Below are 15,342 nucleotides of genomic sequence, written 5' to 3' on the forward strand. Positions count from 1 at the left end.
TGACATCTATCAATTCTTTTTTACGTCATATTAGGCTATACTTAGTGTTAAATGATTTTATGGGGTGTACTGATGAACGAAGAGAAATATCAGAATGTGGATGGATTAATGGAGGCTTTCCAACAATTCGCTAGAATGAATTGGCGTAAAACCACGATTTGGGGCTTGAAGCCAAGTGAGGTCCGGATGTTGGTTTCTTTAAAGCTTGGTAAAGAACGGGAAGGGAAGAAGGGACAGACGGTTTCGGAAATTAGCAAGTTTCTGAAAGTCACCTCTCCTACGGTTACCCAAATGCTCAATAGTCTGATTGCACAAGGATATGTGGTGCGTACTTCTGATGCACAGGATCGCCGAGTTAGCGAGATCACGCTTACGGAAAAAGGGGAGCATCTGGCTGAGATGGCTGTAACGAAATCCCGGAATACCTTTAAAGGTATGATTGATTACATGGGCAAAGAACAGACGGATACGTTAATGGAGCTGTTAAACGGAGTCTATGTTTACTTCGAAGAATTGAACGATCAACCAAACGAATCCTAGCCCTTCTTAAAAAAAAGAGATGCCGCACAGCCTAAGCTGTTTACGGACATCTCTAATGTAAGGTTATTTGTGATTAATGTGCAGCAGGCACAGATTTTTCGAGTTTTTTACTCCCGTTTTTATCCTCTGCGTGTGTCTCCATTTTTTTCTCTCCACTACGTAATGGAATCTCTTTAAGGAACAGAACGAGCAGTGCTGCGATAACTAACAGCGCCGTACCACTTAAGAACACAACTGTCAGGGAATCGCTTAGTGCGTTCCGCAGCATCTCAATCAATTGATTGAAGAGCGGCTGGATTTGCTCTGGCAGTGTTGCATGCAATTCTTTAAGCTTAGGCTGATCTAGCAGCATTTGAGGATTCATAAAGGCAGAAAGCTGTTTAGCGGATTCAGGATCAAGTTTGGATAAATCCGGACCTTTGCCAGAGGACACCGCTGCCTCTAATTTTTTCGTTAATGAGGAGTTCATAATGGTACCCATGATGGCAATACCTATGGTTCCACCTAAATTACGGAATAAAGTATTTGTAGCAGTAGCAACACCTAGCATTGAAGGCGCTACAGCATTTTGTACGGTTAGAGTAAATACAGGCATTGATAGTCCTAACCCAACCCCGAAGATAATCATGCTGACTACAGCCGTAGCAATGTTACTCATAAAGGCCATTAATATCATGGCTACAACCATGAATGGCATCCCCATTAGAGCATAACGTTTATATTTTCCTGTTTTGGAGATCCATCTTCCCACTAAAGTACTTAGTACAATCATAGTAAGTGACATTGGCATATTGATGAAACCAGATTTAGTTGGGGAGACGCCCTCTACCCCTTGCACGAAGAAAGGCAGGTAGATCATTGCGCCCATCATACCGGCATTCATCAGGAAGCCGACAATCATTGAGATGGATACGATGGAATTTTTAAATAAGGATAATGGCAATACTGGGCTTTTAGCTTTACGTTCAATCAGAATCAGGATAATCAGACCCAGAATGGAAGCCCCAAACAAGCCGAGAATCTCCGGAGAACCCCAGTCATATTTTGTTCCTGCCCATGAAAAGCCGAGCAAGAGCGCAACAATGGTCAGGGAAAGGAAAATGGAGCCTAAGTAGTCGATGGACTCAGATGTAGAACGCGTGGTTTTAGGGAACATTTTCAAAATCATAAAGAAGGCCACGATCCCGAAAGGTAAGAAGATCCAGAAGATCCATTTCCAAGCCATGTGATCTACCATGAATCCGCCAAGGGTAGGACCAATTACACTGGAGAAACCAAATATCGCCATCATAATTCCAGTCCACTTGGCTCTCTCTCTTGGAGCGAACAAATCACCTACAGCGGTTACGGTAGCCGACATTAGAATCCCGCCGCCTAGACCTTGAATCCCGCGATAAGTGATCATTTGAAAAATGTTGGTCGACAATCCGGATAGGAAAGCACCTATAATAAAAATGACAATCCCTGATAACAGGAAGGGCTTTCTTCCGTAAATATCGGATAACTTACCGACAAGTACGGTGGCGATGGTTGAGGTGAGCATATAGATGGTAATTACCCAGGTATAATGTTCAATACCTCCAAGCATCGCAATAATTCGGGGCATTGCTGTGCCCACAATCGTCTGGTTGATTGCTGCGAAAAACATAGCCGCCATTAAAGCAATCATAATTGTAACTTTCTTTTTCTGAGTGAGATGCTCCAGAGCAGTTCCTCTCCTTTAACTTCTATATATTGTAGTTTGGAAATTCATGTCGTAATAATTAGGTAGCCAAACTATCATTTATGTATAATACACAAATTCATCAATTAGCACAACAGGTTAATTATTAAATTTTAATTTAAAGAGAATTTGAATTTGACTTGATTTTTTGGGAATAGGTAAGTAATCTAATTAGATTGAGGTATATTGGAGGTGCCCTATGGATACCCATGACAATCAAGAGCAGAAGCTGATCATAGCCCTTGAAAATATAAAGCGTCTGACTGCTCGCCCCTACTCGATTGATGTAGTATCGTATAGAGAGTTTGTTATGATGTACGTCATTCACACTGTTATGAAGCAAAAGAAAGCCACTGAAGGTGACAAACAGCACCGGGGAGTTATGATTTCTAAATTAAGTGACCTGCTCCAGATAAGTAGACCTACTGCCACGCAAATGGCAAATACTTTGGAGGAAAAAGGTTACGTAGTGCGTACAACATCCGATACAGATCGTCGGGTCGTATATATCTGTCTGAGTGAGCTTGGAGAGCAGATTTATAGCAGGCAGATGGCATCCTATTCCGGCATTTTGAGTGAAATCACGCAAAAGGTCGGTAAGGAAGAGATCGACCAGCTGATCTTTTTGTGCGATCGTTTTCAAGAAGCGGTGCATGAGGTCAGAAGCCGTCATTTTTTTCCACAGTCGGATGAGGAGCCATTAGTTATAGATTCAGTATAGAAAGCCCAACATCAAAAGATATTCCTGCAGACCTGCGGGAACATCTTTTTTTGCATCTTAGAGCAAGGAGTGATTATCATCAGAATATTAGCAATTAGTGACATTCACGGAAGTTATGTAGAATTCAATGCCCTATTATCAAAAGTGAATTATCGCCCGGCGGAGGATAAGCTTATTTTAATGGGAGATTATGTGGATAGAGGTCTGGACAGTAAAGGAATTGTGGAGCAAGTGATGACTCTGCAGCAAGAATGTGGAGCGATAGTTCTCAAAGGAAATCACGATAAAATGGCTTGCGATGCGCTCACCAGCGATGATGATAATTTGGATACCCATTGGCTAACTAACGGCGGATTTCATACACTGATGAGTTATTGCGAGGCGGGCTACGAAGGATTGCAGAAGGATTTTGGCTGGAAGGATTATATGCAGCTAAAAGAAAAAATTAGGCGGGACTATAGACATCATATAGACTTTCTGAGCACATTGCCGCTTTATCATGAGACGGAAGAACATATTTTTGTTCATGCAGGCATTAATCCATTAATAGAGGATTGGAAGCAGCAGGACCCTTATGATTTTATCTGGATTAGAGAACCCTTTTATAAGAATCCGGTAGTTAGCACTAACAAAACGGTTGTTTTCGGTCATACTTCGACGATGGATCTGCATGATTCAGAAGAAATCTGGTTTAGTCCACTGGGAGATAAAATTGGGATAGATGGCGGCTGTGCATATGGCCAACGACTAAATTGCTTGGAGATTTCCGCAGGGAAATACATAACGCATTTTGTTCGGAATGGTGAGACGCTTTGAGCGTTCTCCCATTTTTTTTAGAATAGTAATGAATTAAACGTTAACTATGTATAAAATAAAGATAGGAGGGGTGCAAATAGGTGAATGCGAACAACAAATATCATATCCTCATGCAAGGGGCCATCAGCAAGAATGTGAGCGAAACCTGTAAGGAGTTTGGCATTTCCCGGACGATCTATTATAAGTGGTCTAAAGCTTATCAACAACATGGAATGGATGGACTTGGGGAGAAGAAAAGAAAGCCGGTAATGCCTAATAAAGTAGATAAGAGAACGGAAAGATTGATCTTGGAGTACGTCGCCAGATTTCCTGAGGATGGGCCTAAACGCATCTTTTATGAACTGCAAGATGAAGGTATGCAAATAGGGGAATCCGGTATTTATAATGTACTACGTCGAAACGGACTAAATAAACGAATAGAACGTGAAGCTTACGCCAATCAAATCAAAGCAAAGAAGAGGAATGGCGCACAATCCACTCACACTAAAGGATTTAAAGAGAAACGGAAAATACTAGATTATAAGATGAAGAATCCGATAAATGCTCATCCCGGGTATATGTGTCAGCAGAGTATTAGCTATTTGGGAGTTTTCCCGAGGGTCGGAAAGGTATATCAATATGTAATTTATGATGCCTACTCCAGACTAGGTCTAGTTAAGCTATACAATCGGAAATCTACCATTCATTTTATAGATTTTATGCATCTGAAAGTTCTCCCATTGATGAAGACATTAGATTTTCATATCGATAATCTGGTTACGAACAAAAGCCGTGAATTCATTACGAACTGGGACAGAGGAAAACATAAATATAGTGAATTTTTACATAAGAACAATATTAATCAAGTCGCTATAACGGTAGACCAAACAGAGATATTTCAGCCCTTGCAGCAATTTGCGGCGGTGTTGACCAAAGAATTCTACCAGCAGGCTTGGGTAGATGATACGATAGATTCCTTTGAAATTTTAGAAAAGCGCTTACATGAATACTTGAGAACCTACAACTTCAACAGGCAAATTACAGACGGACCTAATCAAGGTAAAATACCATCGGATGTCGCACTTGCCTATACGGGACAACGAGAAACTTTGCCATTATGGTTATTTACAAGGAGATAACGGATGATGACAAACACGAAGAATAAAGACCGAATTGGAATCATCGGTGCAGGGATTTCTGGGGTTACGGCTGCTTATGAATTAGCGAAAAAAGGATATACCAACATTACCCTCATGGAGAAGTCGGATAGAGTAGGAGGAAAGTGTCATTCTATTGAGTACAAAGGAAAAAGTTATGAAATGGGGACGCTAATCGGCCTGCCTACCTATAAACATACGATGGATTTTATGAGAGATTTTGATCTTATGGATAGGGGACCATTGTTAGAACGTGGATTTTTTGATAATAATGGGAGAAAAACTTCACAGATTCCCATGGAGCAGATAGAGGCGTTTACACAAGAATTCAAACGATTGCCGGATATTCTAAAACGCTATGAGTCTCTCCAAGAACCGGGTTTTCTCCACTTACCGCCAGATTTATGTCAGCCATTTTCGCAGTGGTGTGTAGAGAATAAGCTGTCTGTCCTTGAGCAGGTCTACATGCATTATTTTAATACTTTTGGATTCGGTGGTATCCATAATGTGCCCGCTGCATATGTGCTGAAATTTCTAAGCTATGATAATCTGTTGTCGTTTATTGAAATTACTCATATGATAACCTGGCCTAAGGGTGTTACTGAGCTGATTAGACGAATGGCCGACCAAGTAAACGATCTACGCCTGACTTGTGAAGTGCTTTTTATGGAGCAAGAACAAGATGGGCAGGTTCGAGTAGAGACGAGTCAGGACATCTTTTATTTTGACAAGGTCATTTATACAGCAGCTTTAGAGCAAATGGGCGATACAGTTAGCCTGTCAAGTGAGGACAAAACTTTATTAGCGAATATAACCTATGAATGGTTTAGGGTATATGCGTATAGAGTGAAGGGGTTGCCGGAGCTTTCTGGCTATATCCCCCGGAATATGTACCCTGAACGTAAAGGGCATATGATGGCATGGTACTATCGGTGGGCAGATATGGGAACTACGGATCTAGTTACGGTTTATGTAGCAGAGAATGAAGCTATGACTGATCTGGAAATGCGAGAGACGGTAGAAAATAAACTTCGCGAGCTGGGCGGAGAGAGCATTCGACTATATATGATGAAGCGTTGGAGGCATTTCCCACATGTGGATTCTAATGCGCTACATGAGGGATTTTATGAACGGGTTGATCAGATGCAGGGGAAAAACAATATCTATTTAGCTGGAGAAATCATGAACTTCCCTACACTTGAGAATTGTATTATATACGCGAAACACTTGGTTGAACGATTCTTTTGAATAACATTAAAGAGGAACCTTGTCCACAAAGAAATTTGTCGACAAGGTTTTTTACATTCAAGTTAGGTTTGCAGTATATAGTTCTATAGACATGTATTCTAATAGATTTCTCAGAAGAAAGGTAGAAAGTTTGGCGAATTCTAGTGCTAGGGTTGTGTAAACTCAACTTGAAATGAAACTAAAAAAACACTGATAAATCAACGTTTTAAGCGATTTGATCGTTTAAAGAGGGATGGGCTATATTGGACCTGAGACACAGATTACATACACCAACCTATAAGGAGGAGTAAAACATGTTTTTATTCGAATCGATTCCCTGGTACTCTGCGTTAATGTGGTTAGTAGTACTAGCAGGATTAATGTTTGTAAATGAAATCGCACGGAAGAGCAAGTGGTTCTCAATCATTCTGTTTATAGTTGTCCCTATTGTTCTTACCATAGCGGTTTGGCCAAATACGGCAGGAGAAGGCTCCAGTACTGGAACATGGTTTCACTGGGTAAAAGTATATTCTGCTTTGGCAGGATGTATAGGGTTTATGGCTATCCGTTATGTTAAAGGATGGGACAAAAATAAATATATATTAATGTTCCCGGCTATTATCCTTGCAGTTAACATTCTTGAAGCAGTTATTCGTGATTTCCAAGTGTACAGCTTGCAAGGTATGGTGGATGGCGTAATGATGGTAGGTGGTCCTTGGAACATTATGAACGGGATCGCAGGTATTCTGAACATTATTACGATTTCTGGTTGGATGGGTATTGTGATCAGTAAAGATAAGAGTAAAGATATGTTGTGGCCTGACCAGCTTTGGTTCTGGATCATTGCTTATGACATTTGGAACTTTGCCTATGTATATAATGCAGTTTCTGACCATTCCTTCTATGCAGGTGCAGCATTGTTGATCTCTTGTACCATCCCGGCGTTCTTCTTTAAAAAAGGGGCATGGCTGCAGCATCGTGCACAGACTTTGGCGATTTGGATGATGTTTACGATGTCGTTCCCGGCGTTTGTTGGCGAGTCAAAGTTCTCTGTACAATCCTCTCATAGTGAAACCGCTCTGTGGATAGTAAGTGCATTATCTTTAGCTGCTAATATTGCAGTGTTTGGTTATCATTTCTATAAAATCATCAAGCATAAACGCAATCCGCTTAAAGATGAAGTTTATACGGATTTAGCTGCTTATAAAGCTATTGCAGAGGGTGCGAATTAATAGAGACATTATAGTAATAGTGATAGAAGTTCCTCCTGCTTAAAGGGGGGAACTTCTTTTTGTGAATAATTAAAGTTCTAATTATCAGAGCCCCATATCCGCCCGTTGCTGCGCACGAAATGTTTTCCTTTTTATACAAAGCAAAAGACAAGTCAGTAATAAGACACATAATAAAGTTGCCGTATATGTGAAATTGCTGTTCCAAAACGCTATCTGAATATTCATTAATGAGTGAACGCCGATCACGAAAAATAAATTTCGGGTTAAGATATAGAGTAGAGCGAATATAATTCCTAGAATTAGAAGCATGATAAAATCATAAACAAACTCCATTCCAACTAATCCTGAGTAAATCCGGTTTGGGATATGTATGGCGGCAAAGATCGATTGTGAAATCAGCATTGCAGAGATCATCCGTGTAGTTTTGTTGTTGATTTTTTTTAAGTATAGATAGATTTGAACGAGCAGGAAGCCGCGAAATAAGATTTCTTCCAATAAAGCATTTCCCAAGACTTGACCTAGAATTTCACCGAAAACTAAATTTGAATGGCTGAAGATAGCATTGTTAAGTGTTAGCTCTGAGTGATTCAGGTGTACCATACACAAATCTACTATATTTATAGCGAGCCAAAACAGAAAGGTACCCAGCAGTCCGGCTCTTAATTTTTCTATTTTTAACCCAAAATCCCGGGGCGAAACTTTAGCTATCAGAATCAAAAAAATAATTACTTCTAAGAGAAGCCCAACTAGATTGGCGGCTAACGTTTCATTGATCCAGTGGTTTGTGTTTTTGGCAATAAAACTTAAATATCCATGCTCAAAAAGGATGAGATTAACCGCAAGAGTAAAGATAATATGAATAAAAATGAGGCTCGCTATAAAAAGGTAGTGTGTAGGCTTTGCTTCAAAAATCGATGATAGATTGAACTCCTTGGAGTGAAGCATCGACGGCAGTCCTCCTGATACAAAATATTCCAAATTAACCTTAGATTTCACTATATCCTTTTTGAGTCCAAGTTTACTGTTACAAAAATCATGTGTTATTCTTCACATTCGCCCATCCCCAGATTGACAGAAGCAAGGGCACTGGCTATACTTGAAATGTTAAAATGCAAATCGGACAAATCGTTGATGAAAATGAAGTACACCGGAGGATGGCTTGAACAGAGAAAAGGTTCCTTTACGAAACGTTTCGTAATGGCTGTGAGAACCTTGAAGACAGGCCGGTGGAAAGCTAATTTCGGAGTGTGAGATCAATGCTCACCGGGGGCGCCCGTTATCAGCCGCGACAAGGCGATCGTCTGCAATTGTCCCATTAGTGGGGTCAAGGCGATAACCAGGGTGGTACCGCGATATTAATCGTCCCTGAATTATTCAGGGGCGTTTTTTTGTTTTTATTTTTTAGGTATTTTGTAATTTCCGGTGTAAATGCCGAAGTAAAAAGATGAGACGGGAGCTGTAAATGATGAAAGCAAGTGAAATTCGTTCCAAATGGCTTAAGTTTTTTGAAAGTAAAGGTCACAAGATTGAACCAAGTGCGTCCCTCGTTCCTCACAACGATCCTTCGCTTCTGTGGATCAATGCGGGTATGGCACCTTTGAAAGTGTACTTCGATGGCCGGGAGGTTCCAGAAAATCCGCGCCTGACTAACTCACAAAAATGTATTCGTACCAATGATATCGAGAATGTGGGTAAGACACGCCGTCACCATACATTTTTCGAGATGCTGGGTAACTTCTCCATCGGCGATTATTTCAAAGAAGAAGCTATCACATGGGCTTGGGAGTTCCTAACCGGCAAAGAGTGGATCGGCTTTGACCCGGAACGTATTTCCGTAACGGTGTACGCAGAGGATGAAGAGGCATTTAAGCTGTGGAATGAAAAGGTTGGCCTGCCTGCTGAACGCATCATTAAGCTGGGCGACGATAATTTCTGGGATATTGGCGAAGGCCCATGCGGTCCTTGCTCGGAAATCTTTTATGACCGTGGTGAAGCTTACGGCAGTGATATGAGCGATCCGGAAATGTATCCAGGTGGAGAAAATGAACGCTGGTTAGAAGTATGGAACCTGGTGTTCTCACAATTCAACCATAACAAGGATGGCAGCTATACGCCGCTTCCGAATAAAAACATTGATACAGGGGCTGGCTTGGAGCGTTTTGCATCCATTCTACAGGATGTAGATTCCAACTTCGACACTGATTTGTTCCAACCTATTATTCAAAAGACAGCACAGCTCGCGGGTGTAACTTATAAAGATAACGTTGAGCAGGATATCGCGCTTAAAGTAATCGCTGACCATGTGCGTACCGTTACTTTTGCGGTCGGGGATGGAGTACTTCCTTCTAATGAAGGACGCGGTTATATTATCCGCCGTTTGCTTCGCCGTGCTGTTCGGTACGGAAAGACCTTGGGTCTGGATCGTCCATTCCTGTATGAGCTGACTGAAACCGTTGGCGAAATTATGGGTGTCTACTATCCATCCGTTGTGGACAACCGCGAATATATCGCAAAGATTATTCGTACTGAAGAAGAACGTTTCCACGAAACATTGTCTGACGGATTGGCTATTTTGGGTGAGATCAGTGCTAAAGCAAAAGCAGAGGGTCTCAGCAATATTGCTGGAGCCGATGCATTTAAGTTATATGATACTTATGGGTTCCCATTTGACCTGACCGAAGATTTCGCAGCGGAGCAAGGTTTAACTGTAGACCGAGAAGGTTTTGATGCGGCTATGCAGGAGCAACGTGACCGTGCGAGAGCTGCACGTCATGATGGCGGCAGCATGAAGATCCAGGGAGGCGCACTAGCAGACCTGACGGTTAAAAGTGAATTTGTTGGATATAATGACTCGGTAACAGAGTCGAAAATCCTGGCTATTGTTGTGGGTGATGAATTGGTAGATGTCGCCGGTGAAGGCGCAGAATGCCAAGTTATTCTTGATACAACACCGTTCTATGCTGAGAGCGGCGGACAAGTAAGTGACACGGGTGTGCTTACTGGGGGTTCAGTTACAGCTAAGGTAAAAGGACTCTTTAAAGCTCCACACGGCCAACACGTACATTTGGTAACTGTGGAAGCGGGAGAATTGAAAGTGGGCGAATCCGTTCGCGCGGAAGTGGATCGTGCGGAGCGTGAAGATATCGTGAAGAACCACACAGCTACCCATTTATTGCACAAAGCGCTTAAAGAAGTTCTTGGCGGGCATGTTAATCAAGCGGGATCTTTAGTGGAAGGTGCTCGTTTGCGGTTTGACTTCTCCCATTTTGGAGCGATTACTCCAGAAGAATTGAGCGATATCGAACATCGCGTAAATGCACAAATCTGGCGCGGTCTAGATGTAGTGATTGAGAACAAGCCGATTGATGAAGCTAAAGCAATGGGAGCAATGGCACTCTTTGGTGAAAAATACGGTAATATCGTCCGTGTCGTTCAAGTGGGTGATTACAGCCTTGAGCTTTGCGGTGGTTGTCATGTATCCAACACGTCGCAAATCGGAATTTTCAAGCTGCTTAGCGAAAGTGGCATTGGTTCCGGAGTGCGCCGCATCGAGGCGGTTACCGGACGTTACGCTTACCAGTTCACTGAAAGTCAGCTAGATTTGCTCAAACAATCAGCAGGCCTTCTTAAGTCTTCTCTGAATGACGTTCCGAAACGGATCGAAGCGCTGCATAACCAGGTGCGTGAGCTTTCGCGTGAGAATGAGTCCTTGCAATCCAAGCTGAGTGCTACTTTTGCTGCTGAACTTACAAGCAGCGTGAAGACAGTTGGCGCAGGTACGCAGCTCCTGGCTGTTGCTGTTCAAGCAGGCAATATGGATGCTTTGCGTTCCACAGCGGATGAATTGAAATCCAAGCTTCCGGATGCAGTGCTTGTACTAGGTGCGGCGATGGATGATAAGGTGAACTTTGTAGTATCTGTACCGCAAGACCTGGTGAAGAAAGGTTTCCACGCTGGTAAACTCGTTAAAGAAATTGCAGCGGTTTGCGGCGGTAGTGGCGGTGGGCGTCCAGATATGGCGCAAGCCGGCGGTAAAGATGCTTCTAAGCTAAACGAAGCATTGGCAAAGGCTGAAGAATTGGTAGCTTCCTTAGCCTAAGTTAAAATTACGAAACCATTTCTCTAACTAAACGTATTACGAGAAAACATAGCGGTACTGAGAGTTTGATATCAGTACCGCTACTCTTTATTAGCAGGATGTTAGATATTCATGAATAATTGTGCTTGACAATAGCTTAAAAGCCAAAAATATCATAATTTTTGTAGAGAAAATGCCAAAAAAAGCGTTAATAACGGGCAGGATTTCCTCGTTGGGGCATGAATATGTTATGATAAAGGAAGCAAGCGAGCTGCACAGTAGCAACTTTGCGAAGCCGTCCCAAAAGGCGATTTTGCAGAAGGAAGGTGTCACAAATGGACTCCATGGACAAAACGGTCAAATTCAATGTGAAGGGCGACGAAAAGGAAGCTTCTCCCCAGGAAATATTGCTAGCAGTATACGATGCACTGGTGGAGAAAGAGTATCATCCGATCAATCAGATCGTAGGGTATCTTCTTTCCGGAGATCCGGCTTACATTCCGCGCCATAACAATGCGAGAAGTTTGGTCCGGAGAAAAGAACGTGATGAGCTGATTGAAGAGCTGGTTAGATTCTATCTCGTCAATCACAGGGTGGACAATCCGAAATGAAGAAGAAGTTAGGTTTAGATTACGGCGACCGTAGAATCGGTGTAGCCACAAGTGATGTTTTTGGCTGGACGGCACAAGCTCTTGAAACGATTGAGCGCCGAGGTACGGGTAATGAGTTCGAACGCATTCGTGAACTTGTTGCAGAGCACGAAATTGGAGAGATTGTAGTTGGTCTACCGAAGAATATGAACGGCTCAGTAGGACCCCGGGGCGAAATCTGTATAGAGTTCGCTGATAAGCTACGGGAACAGTTAGATATGCCCGTACACCTTTGGGATGAGCGTCTGACGACGGTATCCGCAGAGCGGGTGCTGATTGAAGGGGACGTCAGCCGGAAGAAACGCAAGGGGATTGTGGATAAAATGGCTGCAGCCCTGATTTTGCAAAATTTTTTGGATGCTAACAGTAAAAGGTGAGGGGTGCGAGGATATGACAAACGAACAGATTGGCCAAGAGGAAGAACCGGAAATTATCTATATTCCCGATGAGGAAGGTAATGAAGAGGAATTCGAGGTCATTATGAAGTTTGAGGTTGATGGCTCGGACGCTAAGTATATGATGGTGGTTCCGCTAGACTCCGAGGACGAGGAAACCGATGAGGTATACGCGTTCCGTTATGTGGAAGAAGGCGACGATCTTCAATTGTTCATGATCGATAATGACGAGGAGTGGGCGATTGTCGAAGAGACTTTCAACACACTGGTCGACGAGTTGGACGGAGGATCGGAGAATGACTGAGATATCCGCTGATCAAGCGGTATGGACTTCACGGCTTAAAGAAGCCTACGGAGAAACTGTAGAACTGGAAGATGAGCAAGGCAAATCTTCCATTTACGATATTATCGCCGAATTTGAAGTCGGTGATCGCGGATATGCAGTGCTGAAAGGCTCTGGCAAAGACGTGGAGTATGAAATCCTGCGTATCGTTGTCTCTTCTGACGGACTTCCGGAATTGGAGAGCATTATGGACGATGAAGAGTGGGAAGACATCTCTGAGCTATACGATGAGATGACTTTTCCAGCAGATGGCGCTGAATAAAACTTAAACATGTACGTTACATTTATGATGGGCACGGAAGAGGGCGGAGAATTCCGCGCTCTTTTTGCTTGAAATGCGAGCAATATCCTATATACATCAATCTAAGGAAATATATATTGAATTTTAGGCAATACACTTTTATACTTTATAGTCGGAAAGTGAGGAACCAGACTTGAAATCCGCAATCCGTACTGTGTTAATCATTATTCTTTTGCTGGTAGCAGCAGGAGGTGGGGGCGCATGGTACATTTGGAACGGGATGCAGCCGGTAGAGCCTGCAGGTCCTGCTGTAACATTTACGATAGAGAAGGGCATGGGAAGTGCGGAGATTGCTGATCTGCTTGAGCAAAATGGCATTATCCGTAAGAGTCTTTTTTTTAAGGGATATTTGAAATGGACTAAAGAAGGCTCTAGCTTCAAAGCAGGTACTTATATCGCTAAGCCCGGTGACAGCTATGATGAACTCATTGCAAGATTAAATGCAGGTGATGTAGTTAAGGAAGAAACTGTGGTCTTTACTATCCCCGAAGGATATAATGCTGAGCAGATCGCTAAGAAGCTCGCTGAAGCCTGGAATCAGGATGCGGCTACTTTTCTTGAAATTATGGATACTGGTGCAGGTTTGAAGGGGATTGATATTCTGGGTATCCCGCAGGATAAGAATCTACGCCACCGTCTTGAAGGATATTTATTCCCCGAAACCTATGAACTGGCCAAAGATAGCACGCCCCGGGAAGTTGTAGAAGCGCTTTTGGATCAGTTCCAGAAGAAGCTCGATACGATTCCTAACTGGCAGCAAAAGCTAGAAACGCGTGGATTGTCTCTGCATGAACTGTTGACCGTAGCTTCGCTGGTTGAGCGGGAAGTTGTGGTGGATAGTGAACGTCCGCTTGTGGCTGGTGTTATTTATAACCGCCTAAAGAAAGAGCAGAAGCTGGAGATCGACGCTACCGTTCAATATTTACTCAATAAGCAGAAGGAAAGACTTTTGTATAAAGATTTGGAAGTTGATAGTCCATATAATACGTATAAGAATATTGGACTTCCTCCGGGACCTATTAGTAATCCGGGGCTGGAGTCCATTCAAGCGGCACTCGAACCAGAAGCTTCTGAATATTACTTCTATGTGACCAAAAAAGATGGTACACAGGGCCATTTATTTGCTAAGACCTACAAGGAACATTTAGCCAATATCGAAAAAAGTAAGCAAGAATCGAAATAAACTATTAAAATGAAGAGTGGTGCGGTTGAAATAACTGTACAAGTAGGAGGTACAACATGACTAACAAACCGGAATTGCTGGTGACGGCAGCGTCCTTGGAGGAAGCTGCTGCTCTGCTGGATGCCGGAGCAGATGCGTTGCTCATTGGGGATGACCGTTTCGGGATGCGGCTTGCTGGACATTTCTCTCTGGAGGATACAGCGACTGTCGTAGAAATGGCACATTCGCGAGGCTGCAAAGTGTATGCAAGCTTGGGTGGGCTGATGTCCAACCGTCTGCTGGATGAGCTTCCTGCCTATGTGAAGGCTTTAGGTGAGCTTGGCATTGATGGTGTTGAATTCGGGGATCCAGCAGTGTTAACCACTGTGAAGAAAGAAGCGCCAGCAATGAAGCTGCACTGGAATGCGGAAATGACTTCCACCAACTATGCGACAGCGAATTATTGGGGACGCAAGGGGGCTTCTCGCGTTGTGCTGGCCCGTGAGCTGAATATGGATGAAATGACGGAAATGGTTCCGCTTTTGGAGATTGAGGCACAGGTGCAGGTTCATGGAATGACCAATATATACCATTCCAAGCGGAAGCTTGTTGAAAGCTATATGTCACATCAAGGCCGTCCTAGTGATGGAGGAAGTCTCGGGAAGGAACGCGGACTATTTCTGATTGAGGAAGAACGAGATGACCAGAAATTCCCGATTTATGAAGACGAGAACGGCACTCATATTATGAGCTCGGATGATATTTGTATTTTGGAGGATCTGCATATTCTGATGGCTGCAGGTATACACAGCCTTAAGATTGAGGGACTCTTGAAATCGATAGCGTATAATGTAACGGTTGTGAAGACTTATCGTAAAGCTATAGATCTTTATGCGGCTGATCCGGAAGGTTATGCCTTCAATGAGGAATGGATGGATGTAATCAGAACGGTGCAGGACCCTGAACGGGAGTTAAGCTTCGGATTTTTCTATAAAGAGCAAGTATATTAAGTTTGATA

General features: G+C 42.9%; 15 protein-coding genes. 13 read left to right on the plus strand and 2 right to left on the minus strand.

Features of this window, described 5'->3' with window-relative positions:
* Positions 1-72 precede the first annotated feature (72 nt).
* A complete protein-coding gene (locus tag MHB37_RS07920) occupies positions 73-540 on the plus strand; it encodes a MarR family winged helix-turn-helix transcriptional regulator (protein WP_076126284.1) in 468 nt (155 codons plus the stop codon).
* A 73-nt stretch (positions 541-613) separates the two neighbouring features.
* Here MHB37_RS07920 and MHB37_RS07925 read toward each other — a convergent pair whose 3' ends face one another.
* Positions 614-2,209, minus strand: a complete 1,596-nt coding sequence (locus MHB37_RS07925; RefSeq protein WP_248547701.1) for an MDR family MFS transporter — start codon at positions 2,207-2,209, stop codon at positions 614-616.
* 253 nt (positions 2,210-2,462) lie between these two features.
* Here MHB37_RS07925 and MHB37_RS07930 point away from each other — a divergent pair, with 253 nt between their 5' ends.
* The 5 genes from MHB37_RS07930 to MHB37_RS07950 all read left to right on the plus strand — a co-directional run bounded on the left by MHB37_RS07930 (position 2,463) and on the right by MHB37_RS07950 (position 7,395).
* On the plus strand, positions 2,463-2,984 hold the full coding sequence (locus MHB37_RS07930) for a MarR family winged helix-turn-helix transcriptional regulator (RefSeq protein WP_076126288.1): 522 nt from the start codon (positions 2,463-2,465) through the stop codon (positions 2,982-2,984).
* Positions 2,985-3,053: 69 nt separating this feature from the next.
* Positions 3,054-3,800 (plus strand): metallophosphoesterase family protein, encoded by a 747-nt coding sequence (locus tag MHB37_RS07935; RefSeq protein ID WP_305953551.1) that lies wholly within the window; start codon positions 3,054-3,056, stop codon positions 3,798-3,800.
* Positions 3,801-3,880: 80 nt separating this feature from the next.
* Positions 3,881-4,918: a helix-turn-helix domain-containing protein gene (locus MHB37_RS07940; protein WP_076126290.1), complete on the plus strand. Its 1,038-nt coding sequence runs from the start codon at positions 3,881-3,883 to the stop codon at positions 4,916-4,918.
* A 3-nt stretch (positions 4,919-4,921) separates the two neighbouring features.
* The gene (locus MHB37_RS07945) at positions 4,922-6,184 is read left to right on the plus strand and encodes an FAD-dependent oxidoreductase (RefSeq protein ID WP_076184718.1); all 1,263 of its coding nucleotides are present in this window, start codon (positions 4,922-4,924) and stop codon (positions 6,182-6,184) included.
* 293 nt (positions 6,185-6,477) lie between these two features.
* The gene (locus MHB37_RS07950; RefSeq protein WP_076126294.1) at positions 6,478-7,395 is read left to right on the plus strand and encodes a DUF5692 family protein; all 918 of its coding nucleotides are present in this window, start codon (positions 6,478-6,480) and stop codon (positions 7,393-7,395) included.
* A gap of 84 nt (positions 7,396-7,479) precedes the next feature.
* On the opposite strand, the gene MHB37_RS07955 is transcribed toward MHB37_RS07950, so the two are convergent.
* A complete protein-coding gene (locus MHB37_RS07955; protein ID WP_405169129.1) occupies positions 7,480-8,391 on the minus strand; it encodes a CPBP family intramembrane glutamic endopeptidase in 912 nt (303 codons plus the stop codon).
* A 469-nt stretch (positions 8,392-8,860) separates the two neighbouring features.
* Here MHB37_RS07955 and alaS point away from each other — a divergent pair, with 469 nt between their 5' ends.
* The 7 genes from alaS to MHB37_RS07990 all read left to right on the plus strand — a co-directional run bounded on the left by alaS (position 8,861) and on the right by MHB37_RS07990 (position 15,334).
* Positions 8,861-11,494 carry an alanine--tRNA ligase gene (gene alaS, locus MHB37_RS07960; RefSeq protein WP_405169584.1) on the plus strand — a complete coding sequence of 878 codons (2,634 nt, stop codon included), beginning with the start codon at positions 8,861-8,863 and terminating at the stop codon, positions 11,492-11,494.
* A 314-nt stretch (positions 11,495-11,808) separates the two neighbouring features.
* Positions 11,809-12,084: an IreB family regulatory phosphoprotein gene (locus MHB37_RS07965; RefSeq protein ID WP_036675601.1), complete on the plus strand. Its 276-nt coding sequence runs from the start codon at positions 11,809-11,811 to the stop codon at positions 12,082-12,084.
* Positions 12,081-12,500 carry a Holliday junction resolvase RuvX gene (gene ruvX / locus MHB37_RS07970; RefSeq protein ID WP_076277088.1) on the plus strand — a complete coding sequence of 140 codons (420 nt, stop codon included), beginning with the start codon at positions 12,081-12,083 and terminating at the stop codon, positions 12,498-12,500. The genes MHB37_RS07965 and ruvX overlap by 4 nt, the downstream gene beginning before the upstream one ends.
* Before the next feature lie 13 nt (positions 12,501-12,513).
* Positions 12,514-12,822, plus strand: a complete 309-nt coding sequence (locus tag MHB37_RS07975) for a DUF1292 domain-containing protein (RefSeq protein ID WP_038569507.1) — start codon at positions 12,514-12,516, stop codon at positions 12,820-12,822.
* On the plus strand, positions 12,815-13,123 hold the full coding sequence (locus MHB37_RS07980; RefSeq protein WP_076104918.1) for a DUF1292 domain-containing protein: 309 nt from the start codon (positions 12,815-12,817) through the stop codon (positions 13,121-13,123). The genes MHB37_RS07975 and MHB37_RS07980 overlap by 8 nt, the downstream gene beginning before the upstream one ends.
* Positions 13,124-13,295: 172 nt before the next feature.
* Positions 13,296-14,345 (plus strand): endolytic transglycosylase MltG, encoded by a 1,050-nt coding sequence (gene mltG, locus MHB37_RS07985; RefSeq protein WP_405169130.1) that lies wholly within the window; start codon positions 13,296-13,298, stop codon positions 14,343-14,345.
* 56 nt (positions 14,346-14,401) lie between these two features.
* Positions 14,402-15,334, plus strand: a complete 933-nt coding sequence (locus tag MHB37_RS07990; protein ID WP_076126299.1) for a peptidase U32 family protein — start codon at positions 14,402-14,404, stop codon at positions 15,332-15,334.
* Positions 15,335-15,342: the final 8 nt, after the last annotated feature.

The sequence above is a fragment of the Paenibacillus sp. FSL H3-0286 genome (assembly GCF_045040705.1).
GTDB classification, from domain to species: domain Bacteria; phylum Bacillota; class Bacilli; order Paenibacillales; family Paenibacillaceae; genus Paenibacillus_AQ; species Paenibacillus_AQ odorifer.

What these genes read in the sequence shown, in the direction of transcription:
- MHB37_RS07920 (WP_076126284.1), top strand. Translation starts at nt 73, where the DNA reads ATGAACGAAGAGAAATATCAGAATGTGGATGGATTAATGGAGGCTTTC.
- MHB37_RS07925 (WP_248547701.1), bottom strand. Translation starts at nt 2,209, where the DNA reads ATGATTGCTTTAATGGCGGCTATGTTTTTCGCAGCAATCAACCAGACG.
- MHB37_RS07930 (WP_076126288.1), top strand. Translation starts at nt 2,463, where the DNA reads ATGGATACCCATGACAATCAAGAGCAGAAGCTGATCATAGCCCTTGAA.
- MHB37_RS07945 (WP_076184718.1), top strand. Translation starts at nt 4,922, where the DNA reads ATGATGACAAACACGAAGAATAAAGACCGAATTGGAATCATCGGTGCA.
- MHB37_RS07950 (WP_076126294.1), top strand. Translation starts at nt 6,478, where the DNA reads ATGTTTTTATTCGAATCGATTCCCTGGTACTCTGCGTTAATGTGGTTA.
- alaS (WP_405169584.1), top strand. Translation starts at nt 8,861, where the DNA reads ATGAAAGCAAGTGAAATTCGTTCCAAATGGCTTAAGTTTTTTGAAAGT.
- MHB37_RS07965 (WP_036675601.1), top strand. Translation starts at nt 11,809, where the DNA reads ATGGACTCCATGGACAAAACGGTCAAATTCAATGTGAAGGGCGACGAA.
- ruvX (WP_076277088.1), top strand. Translation starts at nt 12,081, where the DNA reads ATGAAGAAGAAGTTAGGTTTAGATTACGGCGACCGTAGAATCGGTGTA.
- MHB37_RS07975 (WP_038569507.1), top strand. Translation starts at nt 12,514, where the DNA reads ATGACAAACGAACAGATTGGCCAAGAGGAAGAACCGGAAATTATCTAT.
- MHB37_RS07980 (WP_076104918.1), top strand. Translation starts at nt 12,815, where the DNA reads ATGACTGAGATATCCGCTGATCAAGCGGTATGGACTTCACGGCTTAAA.
- MHB37_RS07990 (WP_076126299.1), top strand. Translation starts at nt 14,402, where the DNA reads ATGACTAACAAACCGGAATTGCTGGTGACGGCAGCGTCCTTGGAGGAA.